The sequence below is a fragment of the Pseudomonas sp. CC6-YY-74 genome, assembly GCF_002025205.1.
Taxonomy (GTDB): Bacteria; Pseudomonadota; Gammaproteobacteria; order Pseudomonadales; family Pseudomonadaceae; genus Aquipseudomonas; species Aquipseudomonas paeninsulae.
The window spans coordinates 1,121,744-1,139,332 of record NZ_CP019947.1; the positions used below are offsets into that span (position 1 = coordinate 1,121,744).

15 protein-coding genes are annotated in these 17,589 nt (G+C 62.4%); 4 read left to right on the top strand and 11 right to left on the bottom strand.

Annotation, left to right across the window (positions count from 1 at the left end; all coding sequences use genetic code 11):
• Window positions 1–182: 182 nt before the first annotated feature.
• From pyk to gcl, 5 genes are all read right to left on the bottom strand, one after another.
• The gene (gene pyk / locus B2D37_RS05265; protein WP_079201727.1) at window positions 183–1,598 is read right to left on the bottom strand and encodes a pyruvate kinase; all 1,416 of its coding nucleotides are present in this window, start codon (window positions 1,596–1,598) and stop codon (window positions 183–185) included.
• Window positions 1,595–2,869 (bottom strand): glycerate kinase, encoded by a 1,275-nt coding sequence (locus B2D37_RS05270; RefSeq protein ID WP_079201728.1) that lies wholly within the window; start codon window positions 2,867–2,869, stop codon window positions 1,595–1,597. The genes pyk and B2D37_RS05270 overlap by 4 nt, the downstream gene beginning before the upstream one ends.
• Window positions 2,870–3,145: 276 nt before the next feature.
• A complete protein-coding gene (locus tag B2D37_RS05275) occupies window positions 3,146–4,036 on the bottom strand; it encodes a 2-hydroxy-3-oxopropionate reductase (protein WP_079201729.1) in 891 nt (296 codons plus the stop codon).
• Window positions 4,037–4,047: 11 nt separating this feature from the next.
• Entirely contained in the window at window positions 4,048–4,830 is a 783-nt protein-coding gene (gene hyi / locus B2D37_RS05280; RefSeq protein ID WP_079201730.1) for a hydroxypyruvate isomerase, read from the bottom strand.
• Window positions 4,831–4,942: 112 nt separating this feature from the next.
• Entirely contained in the window at window positions 4,943–6,718 is a 1,776-nt protein-coding gene (gene gcl, locus B2D37_RS05285) for a glyoxylate carboligase (protein ID WP_079201731.1), read from the bottom strand.
• A gap of 115 nt (window positions 6,719–6,833) precedes the next feature.
• On the opposite strand from gcl, the gene B2D37_RS05290 reads away from it, so the two are divergent.
• Entirely contained in the window at window positions 6,834–7,739 is a 906-nt protein-coding gene (locus B2D37_RS05290; protein ID WP_079201732.1) for a LysR family transcriptional regulator, read from the top strand.
• Between the two features lie 161 nt (window positions 7,740–7,900).
• The gene (locus tag B2D37_RS05295; protein ID WP_079201733.1) at window positions 7,901–8,341 is read left to right on the top strand and encodes a heme-binding protein; all 441 of its coding nucleotides are present in this window, start codon (window positions 7,901–7,903) and stop codon (window positions 8,339–8,341) included.
• Window positions 8,342–8,511: 170 nt separating this feature from the next.
• Here the strand turns inward: B2D37_RS05295 and B2D37_RS05300 are convergent, their stop codons facing one another.
• A complete protein-coding gene (locus B2D37_RS05300; protein ID WP_079201734.1) occupies window positions 8,512–9,156 on the bottom strand; it encodes a TetR/AcrR family transcriptional regulator in 645 nt (214 codons plus the stop codon).
• Window positions 9,157–9,312: 156 nt separating this feature from the next.
• Here B2D37_RS05300 and moaA point away from each other — a divergent pair, with 156 nt between their 5' ends.
• Window positions 9,313–10,341: a GTP 3',8-cyclase MoaA gene (gene moaA / locus B2D37_RS05305; RefSeq protein WP_079201735.1), complete on the top strand. Its 1,029-nt coding sequence runs from the start codon at window positions 9,313–9,315 to the stop codon at window positions 10,339–10,341.
• Between the two features lie 73 nt (window positions 10,342–10,414).
• Entirely contained in the window at window positions 10,415–11,248 is an 834-nt protein-coding gene (locus B2D37_RS05310) for an ABC transporter substrate-binding protein (protein ID WP_079201736.1), read from the top strand.
• A 60-nt stretch (window positions 11,249–11,308) separates the two neighbouring features.
• Here B2D37_RS05310 and B2D37_RS05315 read toward each other — a convergent pair whose 3' ends face one another.
• The 5 genes from B2D37_RS05315 to B2D37_RS05335 all read right to left on the bottom strand — a co-directional run bounded on the left by B2D37_RS05315 (window position 11,309) and on the right by B2D37_RS05335 (window position 17,572).
• Window positions 11,309–11,623 carry a hypothetical protein gene (locus B2D37_RS05315; protein ID WP_079201737.1) on the bottom strand — a complete coding sequence of 105 codons (315 nt, stop codon included), beginning with the start codon at window positions 11,621–11,623 and terminating at the stop codon, window positions 11,309–11,311.
• A 56-nt stretch (window positions 11,624–11,679) separates the two neighbouring features.
• Window positions 11,680–12,552, bottom strand: coding sequence for an outer membrane protein OmpK (locus B2D37_RS05320; protein WP_079201738.1), 873 nt, complete (start codon window positions 12,550–12,552; stop codon window positions 11,680–11,682).
• 81 nt (window positions 12,553–12,633) lie between these two features.
• Window positions 12,634–14,130: a uracil-xanthine permease family protein gene (locus B2D37_RS05325; protein WP_177345183.1), complete on the bottom strand. Its 1,497-nt coding sequence runs from the start codon at window positions 14,128–14,130 to the stop codon at window positions 12,634–12,636.
• A 428-nt stretch (window positions 14,131–14,558) separates the two neighbouring features.
• On the bottom strand, window positions 14,559–16,109 hold the full coding sequence (locus B2D37_RS05330; RefSeq protein WP_079201740.1) for a cation:proton antiporter: 1,551 nt from the start codon (window positions 16,107–16,109) through the stop codon (window positions 14,559–14,561).
• 194 nt (window positions 16,110–16,303) lie between these two features.
• Window positions 16,304–17,572, bottom strand: a complete 1,269-nt coding sequence (locus B2D37_RS05335; RefSeq protein WP_079201741.1) for a urate hydroxylase PuuD — start codon at window positions 17,570–17,572, stop codon at window positions 16,304–16,306.
• Window positions 17,573–17,589 lie beyond the last annotated feature (17 nt).

The window sequence follows — 17,589 nt, forward strand, 5'->3', positions numbered from 1 at the left end:
GCGCGCGGCACATTGCCGAGTGTTGACGGCGATGGCGCGGCGCCGTAACTCACCAAGACGATCCGTCTGCCGGTGGGTTACGCGGCGCGCCGCTGTCGTCGCCGACTCGGGAGGCGCTGTTGCGCGCCGCTAACCCACCCTACGCAAAGCCATGCTCCCGCCGGGTGTTATACGGCGATGGCTCAATGCAGGGTTTCGATCCTCAGGCTGTTGGTGCTGCCGGGTTGGCCGAAGGGTTCGCCGGCGGTGATTACCAGGGTGTCGCCGCGCTGGGCCATGCCTTGCGCCTGGGCGATTTCCAGGGCGGTGCTGGTGACTTCCTCGACCTTGTGCAGGCGTTCGTTGACCACCGAATAGATGCCCCAGGCCACCGTCAGGCGCCGTGCGGTATTCAGGCTCGGCGTCAGGCTAAGGATCGCCGCGGTCGGGCGTTCGCGCGAGGCGCGCAGGCTAGAGGCACCGGATTCGGTGTAATTGACCAGTGCGGCCACCGGCAGAATCGAACTGATCCTGCGGATCGCGCAGCTGATCGCATCGGAGGTGGTGGCTTCGGCCTGCGGCCGGCCGACGTCGAGTTGGGCCTGGAAGTCCGGGCCGTGTTCCACCTGACGGATGATCTTGCTCATCATCTGCACGGCTTCCAGCGGGTAGTCGCCCGAGGCGGTTTCCGCCGAGAGCATCAGCGCATCGGCGCCTTCGGCCACGGCATTGGCCACGTCGGTAACTTCGGCGCGGGTCGGCGCCGGCGAGAAACGCATGGACTCGAGCATCTGCGTGGCCACCACCACCGGCTTACCGAGTTGGCGGCAGGTGCGGATGATGTCCTTCTGGATGCGCGGCACGTTTTCCGCCGGTACTTCCACGCCCAGGTCGCCGCGGGCGACCATGATCGCATCGCACAGACGAGCGATTTCTTCCAGGTGAATCACGGCCGAGGGTTTCTCGATCTTGGCCATCAGGAAGGCTTTGTCGCCAATCAGTTCGCGCGCCTCAATAATGTCTTCCGGGCGCTGGACGAACGAGAGGGCTACCCAGTCCACACCTAACTGCAGGCCGAAGGCCAGGTCGCGGCGGTCTTTGTCGGTCAGCGGGCTCAGTTGCAGCACTGCTTCCGGCACATTGACGCCCTTGCGGTCGGACAGTTCGCCGCCGGCGATGACTTCGGTGATCACCGCGTCGCTTTGCTTGCTGGTCACTTGCAGGCGCAGGCGGCCATCGTCGAGCAGCAGACTCATGCCGGGTTGCAGGGCCTCGATGATTTCCGGGTGCGGCAGGTTGACCCGCTGGGCGTCGCCCGGGGTGCTGTCCAGGTCCAGGCGCAGGGTCTGCCCGCGTTGCAGGTTGACCTTGCCTTCTTTGAAGCGGCCGACGCGCAGCTTCGGTCCTTGCAGGTCCATGAGGATGCCAATCGGGGTGTTCAGCTGCTGTTCCACCTCGCGCACCCAGTCGTAGCGTTGGGCGTGGTCGGCGTGTTCGCCGTGGCTGAAGTTGAGACGGAACAGGTTGACCCCGGCTTCCACCAACTGGCGAATCTCATCGATGGTTTTGATCGCAGGGCCGAGCGTGGCGAGAATCTTTACTTTTTTATTCGGGGTCATTTTTGCTTGCTCTCGAGAATCAGAATGGCGCGGAAATCGTTGACGTTGGTGCGGGTCGGCCCGGTGACGATCAGCGCGTCGAGGGCGGCGAAGTAGCCATAGCCGTTGTTGTTGTCCAGCTCGTCGCTGCTGCTCAAGCCCAGCGCCGCGGCGCGGGCGTAGCTAGCGGGGGTCATGATGGCGCCGGCGTTGTCTTCCGAGCCGTCGATGCCGTCGGTGTCGCCAGCCAGGGCGTAGATTCCGGGCAGGCCCTTGAGGCTGTCGGTCAGGCTCAGGAGGAACTCGGCGTTGCGGCCACCGCGGCCGTTGCCACGCACCGTCACGGTGGTTTCGCCGCCGGAGAGGATCACGCAGGGCGCCTGGATCGGCTGGCCGTGCAGCAACACCTGCTTGGCGATGCCGGCATGCACCTTGGCCACCTCGCGCGACTCGCCTTCCAGGTCGCCGAGGATCAGCGTGGCAAAACCGGCGGCCTCGGCCCTGGCGGCAGCGGCGTCGAGCGATTGCTGCGGCGCGGCGATCAGCTGGAAGTGGCTGCGCGCGAGGCACGGATCACCCGGCTTGACCGTTTCCGATGCCGGACTCTGCAGCCAGGCGCGCACGCTGGCCGGGATCTCGATGGCGTAGCGGCTGAGGATCGCCAGGGCCTGGGCCGAGGTGGTGGGGTCGGCCACGGTCGGGCCGGAGGCGATCACCGTGGCCTCATCGCCCGGCACGTCGGAAATCGCATAGGTGTACACGCTGGCCGGCCAGCAGGCCTTGGCCAGGCGACCGCCCTTGATCGCCGAGAGGTGTTTGCGCACGCAGTTCATCTCGCCGATCGAGGCGCCGGACTTGAGCAGCGCCTTGTTGATCGCCTGCTTGTCCTTGAGGGTGATGCCAGCGGCCGGCAGGGCGAGCAGGGAAGAACCGCCGCCGGAGAGCAGGAAGATCACCCGGTCACTTTCCGTCAGGTTGCTGACCAGTTCCAGCACGCGGCGGGCGACCCGTTCGCCGGCGTCGTCCGGCACCGGGTGGGCGGCTTCCACCACCTCGATTCGGCTGCAGTTGGCGCCGTGCTTGTAGCGGGTCACCACCAGGCCGGAGACTTCACCCTGCCATTCGCGCTCGATCACCTCGGCCATGGCCGCGGCGGCCTTGCCGGCACCGATGACGATGACCCGGCCGCTGCGGTCAGCCGGCAGGTAATCGGCCAGAACCTGGCGCGGGTGGGCGGCGTCGATGGCGCTGGCGAACAGCTCGCGCAGCAGGCTTTGCGGATCGATAGGCATGGCGGGTTCTCTTGTGATCGCTGGATCAACGGTGATTCTAGTGCGCAGCGTCCGCCCGGCAGGCGCTGCGCACTAGAATCGACCCACCCGGCAGTCAGGCCGTGACACCGCCTGCCGGGCAGATCGAAAGGGGTACAGGCACTGCTTGCTGATTGTGCCCATGCTCTGCGTGGGCATTTAGCCCGTGACGCTCTGCGTCACCACAGCAGACGCAGGAGCGTCCTCAGAGGCGTTCCCACGCCGGAGCGTGGGAACGATCAGTGCCTGATGCGTTGCTTACTCCTTGCGGATCGAAAAGTTGGCCATGTGCTCCAACCCCTTGATCAGCGCCGAGTGATCCCAATTACTGCCGCCGATCGCCGCGCAAGTGCTGAACACCTGCTGGGCATTGGCGGTGTTGGGCAGGTTGAGGCCCAGCTCGCGGGCGCCGGCCAGGGCCAGGTTGAGGTCCTTCTGATGCAGGCTGATGCGGAAGCCCGGATCGAAGGTGCCCTTGATCATACGCTCGCCGTGCACTTCGAGAATCTTCGAGCCGGCGAAACCGCCCATCAGCGCTTCGCGCACCTTGGCCGGGTCGGCACCGTTTTTCGCGGCGAACAGCAGGGCCTCGGCCACCGCCTGGATGTTCAAGGCGACGATGATCTGGTTGGCCACCTTGGCGGTCTGGCCGTCGCCATTGCCGCCGACGCGGGTGATGTTCTTACCCATCGCCTGGAACAGTGGCAGGGCGCGTTCGAAGGCTTTTTCACAGCCGCCGATCATGATGCTCAGCGTGGCCGCTTTAGCACCGACTTCACCGCCGGAAACCGGTGCGTCGAGGTAGGCGGCGCCAGTGGCTTTGATCTTGTCTGCGAAGATTTTGGTCGCGCTCGGCGAGATCGAACTCATGTCGATCACGACCTTGTTCGGGCCGACGCCTTCGGCGATGCCTGCACTGCGGAACAACACGTCTTCAACGTGTGGGGTGTCCGGCACCATGACGATGATGAACTCGGCTTCCTGAGCGACTTCTTTCGGGTTGGCCAGCGCGATTGCGCCTGCCGCGACCAAGTCAGCAGGTGCTGGTTCGTGGTGAGTCGAGAGGAACAGTTGGTGACCTGCTTTCTGCAGGTTTTCAGCCATGGGCTTGCCCATGATGCCGGTACCGATAAATCCGATTTTAGCCATGAGAGTGCTCCTTAAATCGCGTTGTGCGCTTTCATCCAGCCGAGGCCGGCAGCGGTGGTGGTGGCTGGCTTGTATTCACAGCCAATCCAGCCCTGGTAGCCGATGCGGTCCAGGTGCTCGAAGAGGAAGCGGTAGTTGATCTCACCGGTGCCCGGCTCGTTGCGGCCCGGGTTGTCGGCCAACTGCACATGGTTGATGGCGGCGAGGTTCGCCTCCACGGTACGGGCCAGATCGCCCTCCATGATTTGCATGTGGTAGATGTCGTATTGCAGGTACAGGTTGCGGCTGCCGACTTTCTCGCGAATAGCCAGCGCCTGCTTGGTGTTGTTCAGGTAGAAGCCGGGGATGTCGCGGGTGTTGATGGCTTCCATGACCAGCTTGATGCCGGCGGCCTGGAGTTTTTCGGCGGCGAACTTGAGGTTGTCGACGAAGCACTGCTCGACGGTCGCGCAGTCATGACTTTGCGGGCGAATGCCGGCCAGGCAGTTGATCTGGCTGTTGCCCAGCACCTGGGCGTAGGCGATGGCCTGGTCGACGCCGGCACGGAATTCCTCGACCCGATCCGGGTGGCAGGCGATACCACGCTCGCCCTTGGCCCAGTCGCCGGCCGGCAAGTTGAACAGCACCTGGGTCAGGCCATTGGCATCCAGACGGGCCTTGATCGCCTCGGCTGGGAAATCATAGGGAAACAGGTACTCGACACCGCTGAAGCCGGCGGCTGCGGCAGCGTCGAAACGCTCCAGGAAGTCCACTTCGGTGAACAGCATGGACAGGTTGGCAGCAAAACGGGGCATGGTTGGCTCCTTTGTTCGGTGCGTAGGGTGGATGGCCACCCCGTGGAAAACGCATAGTGTTTTCCATCTTGAAACGGTGGATGTGCTTCGTGACATCCACCGTACGGTTGCATCAATCCAACAACGAAATCGCGCTCGGCGCATCGGCGCCGCGTTCGGCCAGCGCTTCGAACTCGTTGATCGCGTTGATCTCGACGCCCATGGAGATGTTGGTCACCCGCTCGAGGATGATCTCCACCACCACCGGCACGCGGAACTCTTCCATCAACGCCTTGGCCTTGGCCAATGCCGCCTGGATGTCGTTCGGCTCGAACACGCGGATGGCCTTGCAGCCCAAGCCTTCCACCACGGCCACGTGGTCGACACCGTAACCGTTGATCTCCGGCGCGTTGATGTTCTCGAAGGCCAACTGCACGCAGTAGTCCATCTCGAAGCCGCGCTGCGCCTGGCGGATCAGACCCAGGTAGGAGTTGTTCACCACCACGTGGATGTACGGCAGATTGAACTGCGCGCCGACTGCCAGCTCTTCGATCATGAACTGGAAGTCATAGTCGCCGGACAGCGCCACTACGTTGCGAGTCGGGTCGGCCTTGACCACACCGAGTGCCGCTGGAATGGTCCAGCCGAGCGGACCGGCCTGACCACAGTTGATCCAGTGGCGCGGCTTGTAGACGTGGAGGAACTGCGCGCCGGCGATCTGCGACAGACCGATGGTGCTGACGTAGCAGGTGTCCTTGCCGAAGAACTCGTTCATCTCTTCGTACACGCGCTGCGGCTTGACCGGTACGTTGTCGAAGTGAGTCTTGCGCTGCAGGGTGCGCTTGCGCTGCTGGCAGGATTCCAACCAGGCGCTGCGATCTTTCAGCTTGCCCGCGGCTTTCCATTCCTTGGCTACGGCGATAAAGGCATCCAGGGCTGCACCGGCGTCGGAAACAATGCCCAGGTCCGGGTTGAACACGCGGCCGATTTGGGTCGGTTCGATATCAACGTGGATGAATTTACGGCCTTCGGTGTACACCTCGACGCTGCCGGTGTGACGGTTAGCCCAGCGGTTACCGATACCGAATACCAGATCGGATTCCAGCAAGGTGGCGTTGCCGTAGCGGTGCGAGGTTTGCAAACCCACCATGCCGACCATCAGCTTGTGGTCGTCTGGAATCGCGCCCCAGCCCATCAGGGTCGGGATAACCGGCACGCCGGTCAGTTCGGCGAACTCGACCAGCTTGTCGGCCGCGTCGGCGTTGAAGATACCGCCACCGGCGACCAGCAATGGACGCTCGGCGTCATTCAGCATGGCCAGGGCCTTCTCGGCCTGCACCCGGTTGGCGGCTGGCTTGGCCAGCGGCAGTGGCTGGTAAGCGTCGATGTCGAATTCGATTTCAGCCATCTGCACGTCGAACGGCAGGTCGATCAGCACGGGGCCTGGACGGCCGCTGCGCATTTCGAAGAAGGCTTTCTGGAAGGCGCGCGGCACCTGACCCGGCTCCATTACGGTGGTCGCCCACTTGGTCACCGGCTTGACGATGCTGGTGATGTCGACCGCCTGGAAGTCTTCCTTGTGCATGCGTGCACGCGGCGCCTGGCCGGTGATGCAGAGGATCGGGATGGAATCGGCGGAAGCCGAGTACAGGCCGGTGACCATGTCGGTGCCGGCCGGGCCCGAGGTGCCGATGCACACGCCGATGTTGCCGGCATTGGTGCGGGTGTAACCCTCGGCCATGTGCGAGGCGCCTTCGACGTGGCGCGCCAGGACGTGGTCGATGCCGCCGATTTTTTGCAGGGCCGCGTACAGCGGGTTGATCGCCGCGCCGGGAATCCCGAACGCTGTGTCAACGCCCTCGCGGCGCATCACCAGTACTGCAGCTTCGATTGCTCTCATACGCGCCATGAAAAATTCCTCCAGGCTTTAGTCGATATTATTTCTACATGCCTAGAGCATGAAGGTAGGGTGTAATGGAGTAAATTGCAGGAATTTGCATTTCTGTCGGTATCAGGAGTATCGAATGGACCGTTATACGGCTTTGCACAGTTTTGTTCTGGTGGCCGATCAGGGCAGCTTCGCCGCTGCCTCCCTGGTTGAAGGGGTGACCCCGGTGGTGATGGGCCGGCGACTCGACATGCTCGAACGGCACCTGGGGGTCAAGCTGATGCATCGCTCGACCCGTGGCCTGTCGCTGACCGATCTGGGCGAGCAATACCTGGAGCGGGCCCGCGGTTTGCTGCGCGATTTCGCCGAGGCCGACGCCAGCATCACCCACGGCAGCCATTCGGTGAGCGGGCACCTGGTGGTGTCGGCGCCTGCAGCGTTCGGCCGTCGGCATATCGCGCCGCATGCGCCGGCGTTCCAGGCGCGTTATCCGGAGCTGAACCTGTCGTTCAACCTGACCGATAGCGTGGTCGACCTGGTGCGTCAGGGCTACGACATGGGCATCCGCATCGGCGAGGTGACCGACCCCAACTACGTGGCGGTCAAGCTGTTCCCCAATCGTCGTGTGGTCTGCGGTTCGCCGGGCTATTTTCAGCGCCATCCCGCACCCCAGGCCCTCGAGGACCTGGCCGAGCACAACTGCCTGGCGTTCAACCTGCAGGGTGGCCAGCAGCGCGGCTGGACCTTCCTGCGTGATGGCAAACAGGTGGCGGTCAAGGTTTCCGGCAATCTCGATTGCAATGACGGCGAACTCCTCTACGACTGGGTCAAACAGGGCCTGGGCATCGGCTGGCGCTCGACCTGGGAGATCCAGGCTGAACTCAAGCGCGGGCAGTTGGTTACGGTGCTCGACGAGTTCGCCGTGCCGGCCTACGACATTCAGGCGGTCTATCCGCAGCAGCGTTATTTGCCCGCCAAGGTGCGTTTTTTCATCGACTACCTGAAAACGATCTACAGCAGCCCGGGGTATTGGGAAGGATGAATGACGGCTAAATTGTATACAAATAATATTTTTATATGTACTAAAAAGATTATTGATTGTGTACGATTTGCGCGTTGGGCTTGTCCCGCCTGTTCGCTCCGGGCGATGACGTCGTGCGTGCAGGCCCTGTTTCCATCCATTTTCCGAGGAGGGCTCTAGATATGAGCGCTATGAACCTGCACACCGCGACCACCATCAGCAACCAAGCCCTGGCGCTTGGCCGGGAGCTGTCCGCGGCACCGTTGACTGTTGCCGTGCTGGATGCCGGCGGCCACCTGATCAGCCTGCAGCGTGAGGACGGCGCGAGCCTGCTGCGCCCGCAGATAGCCATCGGCAAGGCTTGGGGCGCGGTGGCGCTGGGCAAGGGTTCGCGTGCCATCGCGGCAGACGCGCTGCAGCGGCCGGCCTTTATCGGTGCGCTGAATAACCTGGCCGACGGCAAACTGGTGCCAGCGCCGGGTGGTGTATTGATCCGTGACGAGCAGGGCGCAGTGATCGGCGCCATCGGTATCACCGGCGATACTTCGGACATCGACGAGCAGTGCGCGATTGGTGCGGTGGAGTCGGTGGGGCTGACCGCCGATGCCGGGGGCGCGGCCTGATCCAGTGGGAGGGGCTTTAGCCGCGACGAGAGTTCTAACAGTTCGCCGCTAAAGCGCCTCCCACTGCGCCCGCGGGCAGTGCGGGCGACCATAAAAAACGGTGAATGCTGTGCAGACCTTCACCGTTTTTTATGGTCGCCCTTAGCCAAGGGTAGGGCGCACAACCAGGCTCAGGCGCGGGTGACCTGCTCGGAGGCGCTGGGTTGTTTTTCGTCGATCTCGCAGCCCTTGATCACCAGGCGGATGATGGTCTGCGCGGCGGCTTCGTAATCGGCATCGTCCAGGCTGGCTTTGCCGGTGACAGTGGCGATCTGCCAGTCGAAGTCGGCGTAGGTCTGGGTCGCGGCCCAGATGCTGAACATCAGGTGATGTGGGTCGACCTTGGCCATCAGGCCCTGGTCGATCCAGCGCTGAATGCAGGAGATGTTGTGCTGGGCCTGGGCGTTGAGCTGTTCGGCCTGTTCGGCAGACAGATGCGGCGCGCCATGCATGATCTCGCTGGCGAATACCTTGGAGGCGGAGGGCAGCTCGCGGGAGATGCGGATCTTCGAGCGGATATAGGCCGTCAGCACTTCAGCCGGGTTACCGGGCTGATTGAACGGCGCCGAAGCCTCCAGCAGCGGTTCGATAATGCTTTCCAGTACTTCGCGATAGAGGTTCTCTTTCGACTTGAAGTAGTAATAGACGTTGGGCTTGGGCACACCGGCCTTGGCGGCGATATCGCTGGTCTTGCTGGCGGCAAAACCCTGGTCGGCGAACTCTTCACTGGCTGCGCGCAAAATCAGCTCTCTGTTGCGCTCGCGAATACTGGTCATAAGCCCCTGTGCTTCCATGTGCCGCCCGGCGCTGGGCGGCGGTCGGGCATGGTAGCACCGGCGTTGCAGGTGGCTCAAGCTGACCCTGCGGTCAGATTGTTGTGTACAAAAAAATGCATTTCTGTTTTTATTTGCGTACTGCATTTCATAACAATAATGCCTCGACTCCTTGCGTACAGGAGACTCGCCGTGGATCACGCGCAACTGGTCGACCCTTTCGGTCGGCGCATCACCTACCTGCGATTGTCGGTTACCGACCGCTGTGACTTCCGCTGCACCTATTGCATGAGCGAGGACATGGTCTTCGCCCCGCGTGCGCAGATTCTCAGTCTGGAAGAACTGTATGCCGTGGCCGATGCCTTTATCGGTCTGGGCGTCAAGCGCATCCGCATCACCGGTGGCGAGCCGCTGGTGCGCAAGAACCTGCTCAGCCTGCTGGCTCGCCTGGGCCAGCGCCCGGAGCTGGATGACTTGTCCATCACCAGTAACGGCTCGCAACTGGCCGAGTTGGCGCCGCACCTACGCGCCGCGGGCGTCGCGCGGCTGAATATCAGCCTGGACTCCCTGCAGCGCGAGCGCTTCGCTGCCTTCACCCGGCGTGACAAGCTCGATCAGGTACTGGCTGGCATCGACGTGGCGCGGGCGGCGGGTTTTCGCAAGATCAAATTGAACTGCGTGGTGCAGAAGGGCCGCAACGACGACGAGGTACTCGACCTGGTTGAGTACGCCATGGCGCGTGCCCTGGACATCAGCTTTATCGAGGAGATGCCGCTGGGCAGCGTCTCCAGTCACCAGCGCCAGGACACCTTCTGTTCCAGTGACGAGGTACGTGCGCGCATCGAACAGCGCTACCCGCTGCTGCGCAGCAGCAAACAGACCGGCGGGCCATCGCGCTACTGGCACGTGGTTGGCAGCGATACCCAGGTTGGCTTCATTTCGCCACACAGCCACAACTTCTGCGGCGACTGCAACCGGGTGCGGGTCACGGCCGAAGGCAAACTGGTGCTGTGCCTGGGCCACGACAATGCGCTTGATCTCAAGGCCTTGATTCGCCGTCACCCAGGCGACAGCCCGCGTCTGCGCGAGGCTTTGCTGGAGGCCCTGCAACTCAAGCCCGAACGTCATCACTTTGAGGCCGATGCGCAGGTGCAGGTGGTGCGTTTCATGAGCATGACCGGCGGCTGAGTTGCTGGATAACCGCCGCCCGCTTCCCCATAGAACCTGTTAGACCCAATCAACAATAACCTGGAGGGTTGCTGTGAAGCCTATTCGCGTCTGCAGTTTGTTCGCCGTGCTGTTCTGCGCTGCTACTCATGCCGAAAGTTACGTCATCGGCGTCGAGGACATGGCCTTTGCGCCGCATTACAGCATCGACAGCCAGGGTCAGTATCAGGGCTTTGCCCGCGAGCTGTTCGACCTGTTCGCCCTGCGCAGTGGGCTGCAGTTGAGCTACAAGCCGTTGCCGGTGAAGCGCTTGTTGTCGGCCCTGGTACAGGGCGAAGTGGATTTCAAATACCCCGACAGCAGCAGCTGGGCGCAGGCCCAAAAGACCGGCAAGAACCTGCATTACAGCCAGGCGGTAGTCGGTTATGTCGACGGCGTGTTGGTCGCGCCAAAACGCCAGGGCCAGCCAGTGGAGCAGCTCAAACGCCTGGGCATGGTTAACGGCTGGACGCCCTGGGGTTATCAGGCGCGTATCGACGCCGAGCAGATCCAGCTGACCTATAGCGAGGATTTGCGCAAGATGATCCATCAGGTGCTGAAGAAGGATGTCGACGGCGCCTACTTCAATGTGGTGGTGGCGACCCATTACCTCGACAACATCCGGGCTCGTCCCGGCGCCTTGGTTTTCGATCCGAAGTTGCCGAACACCCGCGGCAGCTTTCACCTCTCCACTCTCAAGCATCCTCAGTTGATCCAGCGTTTCGATCGTTTTCTTATCGAGCAGCAGGCTGAGGTGGCGGCGCTCAAGGAGCGGTACCGAGTCGAGGCCAACCTGGACTCCGAGTTCATTGGCATGGAGCAGTGGAAGGTCGACTTTCTCAAGCGGCAGAAGGCCAAAGCCGGGGGGGCTGATGGCCTTTCTGAGTGATGGCTTGAGCCATAGTTGAGGCAGCCGCGCGGCGCTGCCTCGGCAGGTGCCTCTCGGCTGTTAGTTGCGCGAACTCAGCGTCCCCGCTGCGCTCTTCTTTGTGGCGCAGCTCTTGCGTATCAGCAGGTAATGAATCAGTGCGCCGAGCGTGGCAGCGAAGATCCAGGAGTGCCCGGACAAGTTGCTGAGGCCGGGGGGCCAGACCGAGGCGCCGGAAAACAATGCGGCGATGGTGAAGGCGATCATGGCTTTGCGGTTCCAGCCGTCATCGTAATGGTAGGACGTACCGGCTTCGGCCGAGAACAGGCGCTGCAGAGTCAGATGCTGTCTGCGCACCAGATGCGTCGGATAAAAAAGGGGCAGCATGACCAGCATGCCGCCCCTCTACCTTCCCGCTGCCGCCTATCCGGCAGCGGTTCAGTTCGTTGCCATCAGAAGTGGTATTTGACCAGCGCCTGTACGGCGGTCTGATCGAAACCGTCGGTGGAGCCGTCGATGGGCTTGATCCCGTATTTGTTGTGCCACATGTTCAGCTCGGTGCCGACATAGAGTTTACGCTCCTTGCCGAATAGGGCTTTGCCGGCGTCCCATTTGACCTGGATCGAGGAGCCGACCGAGGTCTGGGTGCCGGCATCCTTGGATGGAGAGCGCCAGTCGATGTAGCCGTCGACCACGAAGTCCTGCTCGCCGATGGCGAAGGGGTAGGCGCCGGCCACGGTCAGTTGGGTGGCGTAGCCATTGCCCGCGTCGCTGGCCTTGAAGTCATGGTCGAAGAAGATATGGTTGTTGATCTTGACCCGGTACAGGTTGGTCTGCAGGAAGGCGAAGCCGGGCACGTCCCAGTCGAAGCCGAGGCCATACAGGTAGTTCTCGGTACCGGGACCGCCGTTGCCTTTCTCGTAGGTGAAGGCGGCCTTGACGTCCTTCAACGGGCCGGCAGACAGGTCCTGGCCGCTCAACCAGCTGAGGCTGACCCGCGGCGAGAACTCCATGTAGTAGAAGTCGCTCTTGTCCTTGACTTCGAGGTTGCCGAAGTTGCTCCCACGGTACTGCAGGTTGTCGGCATCGATGTAGTCGAGGAAGAAGAACGCATCGCCCCAGACCCAGCCACTGGCGTGCTCGAAGGTGTAGGTGGTCTGCGAACGCTGTTCCTCGCCGTTGAAGTTGAGGGGCTGGAAATTGCTGCCGTTGAGGTAGCTCAGGCTGTTGTCTTGCCAGAACAGCATGTCGCCGGCGAAGGCCTGTTGGCCGGCCAACAGGCCGGCAGAAAGCGCAATGCAGTGAGGCAGATGCTTCAGTTTCATCGGGTTTTCCTTATTGTTTGGACTTACAGGGATCTCGACCCTGCGGCGAGCCGCGGGTGGTAATGGCGCAACACGGATGGTTCAACTGGCCTGGTTGGCCGGGCTGAAGCCATCTTTCAGAGCATTTGACGGTTGATCATGCTCGGCGTCCTGCGGGTTTTGCAGCACGCTGTGCAGATGGGCTTCGGGGTCGTAGTCGTTCTCTGCCAGAGGTTGCTGCTCTTCCGGCAGGAAGAAGTTCAGCAGGATGGCGCTGAAGGCGCCGATGGTGATTGGCGAGCCGAAGATGTTTTTCAGCGCGTCGGGCATCTGCGACAGGGCTTCCGGCACGCCGGCCACGCCGAGGCCAAGGCCCAGCGAAATGGCTACGATCAGCACGTTGCGGCGATGCAGGCCGGCCTCGGTGAGGATCTTGATCCCGGCCACGGCGACGGTGCCGAACATGATCAGGGTGGCGCCGCCTAATACCGGTTTTGGCATCAGTTGCAGTACCGCACCGACCGCCGGGAACAGACCGAGCAGAACCAGGATGCCGGCGATGTAGAAGCCCACGTAGCGGCTGGCTACGCCGGTCAGTTGAATGACCCCGTTGTTCTGGCTGAAGGTGGTCATCGGCAGGCTGTTGAACATGGCCGCGAGCGCCGAGTTGCAGCCGTCGGCGAGTACCCCGGACTTGATCCGGCGCAGGTACAGCGGGCCGCTGACCGGTTGCCCGGAAATGATCGAGTTGGCGGTCAGGTCACCGGCAGTTTCCAGCGGGGTGATCAGGAAGATCACGGCAATCGGTACGAAGGCCACCCAGTCGAAGCTGAAACCGTACTTGAACGGTACCGGTACGCTGACCAGGGGGACTTCGGCCATTTGCGCGAAATCCACCTGGCCGGTGTACCAGGCCACGCCGAAGCCCAGGGCCAGGCCGGCGATCACCGCGCTGAGGCGTACCGACTGGGACTGGAAGCGATTGAACACGACGATGGTGGCCAACACCAGGCCGCCGAGGGCCAGGTGGTGCAGCGCACCGAGGTCCGCTGCGCCGAAGCCGCCGGCGATGTCGGTCATGGCGACCTTGATCAGTGACAGGCCCATCAGGCAGATGATGGTGCCGGTGACCACCGGGGTGATGACCCGGCGCAGCTTGTTGATGAACTGGCTAAAGGCGATCTCGACGAAGGCGGCGCAGAAGCACACGCCGAAGATGGTCGAGAGGATTTCCTCCTCGCTGCCGCCACGGCCCTTGACCATGAAGCCGGCGCTGAGGATCACACTGAGGAAGCCGAAGCTGGTGCCCTGCAGGCACAGCAGGCCGGAACCTATGGGGCCGAAGCGCTTGGCCTGGACGAAGGTGCCGAGGCCGGAGACGAACAGCGCCATGCTCACCAGATAGGGCACATGGGCGCCTAGGCCAAGCACGTTACCGATGATCAGCGTCGGGGTGATGATGCCGACGAAGGCGGCCAGTACGTGTTGCAGGGCGGCGAAGATCGCCGGGACAAAGGCCGGGCGGTCATCGAGTTGGTAGATCAAGTCGTTGCTGCCCGCAGACGGAGTAGGGGCTTGCGTAGTGCTGGTCGTGGTCATGTCAGAGCCTGCCAATTGTTTTTATATGGTCATGGGCTTGCACGAGGCTTCACGGTGCCTCTGTCTGATCGCCACTAAAGCTGTCTGGTCGGTCAGAATGGGCCGACTATAGCAACTTGCTCACAAGGTTAAAAACAATTTATTTTAATATTGTGTACAAGTTTATGGCGACGCGAGTGAGTGCCGTGGCTGGCAGTCTGTTGTCGCTGTGAATGCTGGGCTGCTAGGCGAGTGCGCTCTGGTGATTGAGTCGTTTTCGCGATGTTGAACAGGTCATCGCTGGTCCGGGCGCGCTCCGCTCGGCGCGCAGCGACAGCCAGCCATGCCGAGTGCCGCGGCCATCATCCTCGGTGCACTGCCTGCGGCGAGTGTCAGCCTAGGGTTCGCGAATTGTTGCAGAGCCCGGGGGAGCGCTTTTATACCAGCGCTCAGTCGCCCGTTTGCAGGCTGCGGGCGACGTGCTCTGCCAGACCGGTGCCGGCCTCGCTCATGGTCAGGTAGGTACGGTCGGCACCGGCCTCCTGGATGCGCTGGGCCATGTCTTCATACATCGCGTGGGCGACGATCAGCCCCGCGAAGCCGCGTTCGCGCAGCTTATGGGTGGAGATGATCTTGGCTTCCTGGTCGTTCATAGCCAGGATCACCGCTTCGACTGCCGGCATCTCCAGGCTCTGCCAGAACATCTGATCTTCGGCGTCGGCGAATTGCACCCGGCGCCCGGCCCTGGTGCTCAACTCGATCATCCCTGGGTCGGAGTCCAGGCTCGACAACAGGAAGCCCTTGCCCTTGAGGTGATCGTAGGCAGAGCGGCCTGTGCGGCCCATGCCGATGATCAGGATCTGCGCATCGCCCAGCGAAATCGGCTGTTCGTCGGGGTGGCGGATGTTGCGCTCAAGCGGGATCAGGCGCCTGGCCAGGCGCTCGTAGAGCGGGTGGACGAAGCGGTTCAGTTGCGCGGAAATGACGAAGGATAGGGCCACGCTGATGGCCAGGGGGGTGAGCCATTGTGGCAGTACCACGCTGGCCACGATCAGGCCGAACTCGCTGTAGTTGGTCAGGCTGACACTGCTGAGAAAGGCGCTGCGCGCGCGTAGCCGGAACATCAGGAACAGGCCGAAGAACAGCATGCCCTTGAGCGGCAGCAGTAGCGACATGACCACGGCGAAGATCATGGCATCGGCATCCGGCAGGCCGCCGATGCCGATCTGCAGGAAGAAGCCGACCAGGAACACTTCCTTGATGCCCCACAGCGAGTTGGACAGCTCGACGGCTCGCTTGTGTTTGGCCAGCAGGGCGCCAAACGCCAAGGCGCCGAGTTCGGAGCTGAGCCCCAGCGACTCGAAGCCATAGCCACCGACGACCAGCGCCAACAGCAGGCCGAGCAGCACCATCAGTTCATCGTGACCGCTGGCATCGAGCAGGCGGAACAGCAGCGGGCGCAGCAGGGGCAGGGCGAATACCAGCAGCGCCCAGGGTGAAGGGGCATCGCCGTTGGCCAGGCTCATCACCAGCAGGGCGATCAGGTCCTGGATGATTAGTACGCCGATTGCTACCCGGCCGTGAAAGGCGCGCAGCTCGCGCTTGCTCTCCAGGACCTTCGCCGCCAGCACGGTACTGGAAAAGGACAGGGCAATGGCCAACAGTAGTCCTTCCTGCCAGGGCAGATCGAGGATCAGCAGGATGGCCGAGAGGAAGATCAGGCTCGAGATGACGAAGTGCAGTAGCCCACCGCCAATCACCTCGCGCCTGATCAGGTTGCTCGGCTTGAGCTTGAGGCCGACGGTGAATAGCAGCAGGAGCACACCGAGGTGGGCAATATGTTCCAGCGAAGCACTGTCGCCCGGGCCTACACCGAGGGGTTCGCCGATAGCCGCCAGGGCGAAGCCGGCCGCCAGGTAGCCGATCAGCGGCGGCAGACCCAGGGCGCGAGCTGCCAGGCCCAAGACGAAGGCGAAGGCGATCCAGGTGGCTTCGATCATGGGCTGTCCTTATTGGCGTGAAGCATCGGGCTAGAGACGGTGCATTGTAACGGGCCAGCAGAAGGCCATGTCTAGCGCGGGGCCGCTTCGGTGCAAATACAGTCGAGCAGGCGTGTTTTCTCCGCTAACAAAAAGCCCGCACATAGGCGGGCTCAAAGAGTGAAGGACAGGCCGTGCCTGTCCAGAGGCGTTGTTTAGTCGATCTGTGCGCCCTGGGCGATCCATGCGCCGATCAGGTCGCGTTCGTCCTGGGTCATCTGGGTGATGTTGCCCAGCGGCATGACCTGCGAGGCGATGGCCTGGGCCTGGATTTTCGCGGTCTGGGCCTTGATCTGCTGCGGGGTGTCGAGCATGAAACCCAGTGGCGCGGCGCTGAACATCGGGCTGCTCGGCGTGGCCGAGTGGCATACGCTGCAACGTTCCTGGATCACCTGGTTGACCTCGGCAAAGGCAGTGCCTGCTCCGCCTGGGGCCGCGTCAGGCGAGGGCTCGAGCACTTCTTCTACCTTGGCGACGCTGACGGCTGGCTGGCTGGCTGGAGTGGCTACCGGGATGGCGTTTGCGGCCGGGCGCAGCGGGGCGGTGACATAAGCCAGGCAGATCATGCCCAGTGCTGCCACTGGCAGGGTCCAGGCGTATTTGTTGCTGTTGTGGCGGGTGTTGAAGTAGTGGCGAACCAGTACTGCAATGATGGCGATGCCCGCCAGAATTAGCCAGTTGTAGCTGCTGCCATAGGTGCTTGGGAAGTGGTTGCTGATCATGATGAACAGCACCGGTAGGGTGAAGTAGTTGTTGTGACGCGAACGCAGCAGCCCCTTGGCCGGCAGTGCTGGGTCCGGCGTGGTGTTGCCTTCGATGGCCTTAACCAGTGCGCGTTGTGCCGGCATGATGGTGAAGAACACGTTGCCGACCATGATGGTGCCGATGATGGCGCCGACATGTAGATAGGCTGCGCGACCACTGAAGATAGTGCTGAAGCCGTAGGCAGCCGCGATCAGGAGGATAAACAGCACCGCGCCGAGCAGGGCCGGTTGCTTGCCCAGCGCCGAGTCACAGAGGAAGTGGTAGGCCGCGTAGCCTGCAACCAGTGAACCGAGGCCGATGGCGATGGCCACGGTGGGTGCCATGTCGCTGCCGGGCGCAATTAGGTAAAGCGACGGGTTGAGGTAGTACACCAGCATCAGTAGGGCAACGCCGGACATCCAGGTCCAGTAGGCTTCCCACTTGAACCAATGGAGGTTCTCCGGCATTTTCGGCGGCGCCAACTTGTACTTCTCCAGGTGATAGATGCCGCCACCGTGGATCGCCCAAAGGTCACCGGCCAAACCGTCTTTCGGGTTGACCCGATTGAGGTTGTTTTCCAGCCAGACGAAATAGAAGGATGCGCCAATCCAGGCGATACCGGTAATCATGTGAACCCAGCGCACGCCCAGATTCAGCCACTCAGTCAAATGTGCTTCCACAGTCAGTACCTCTTTCC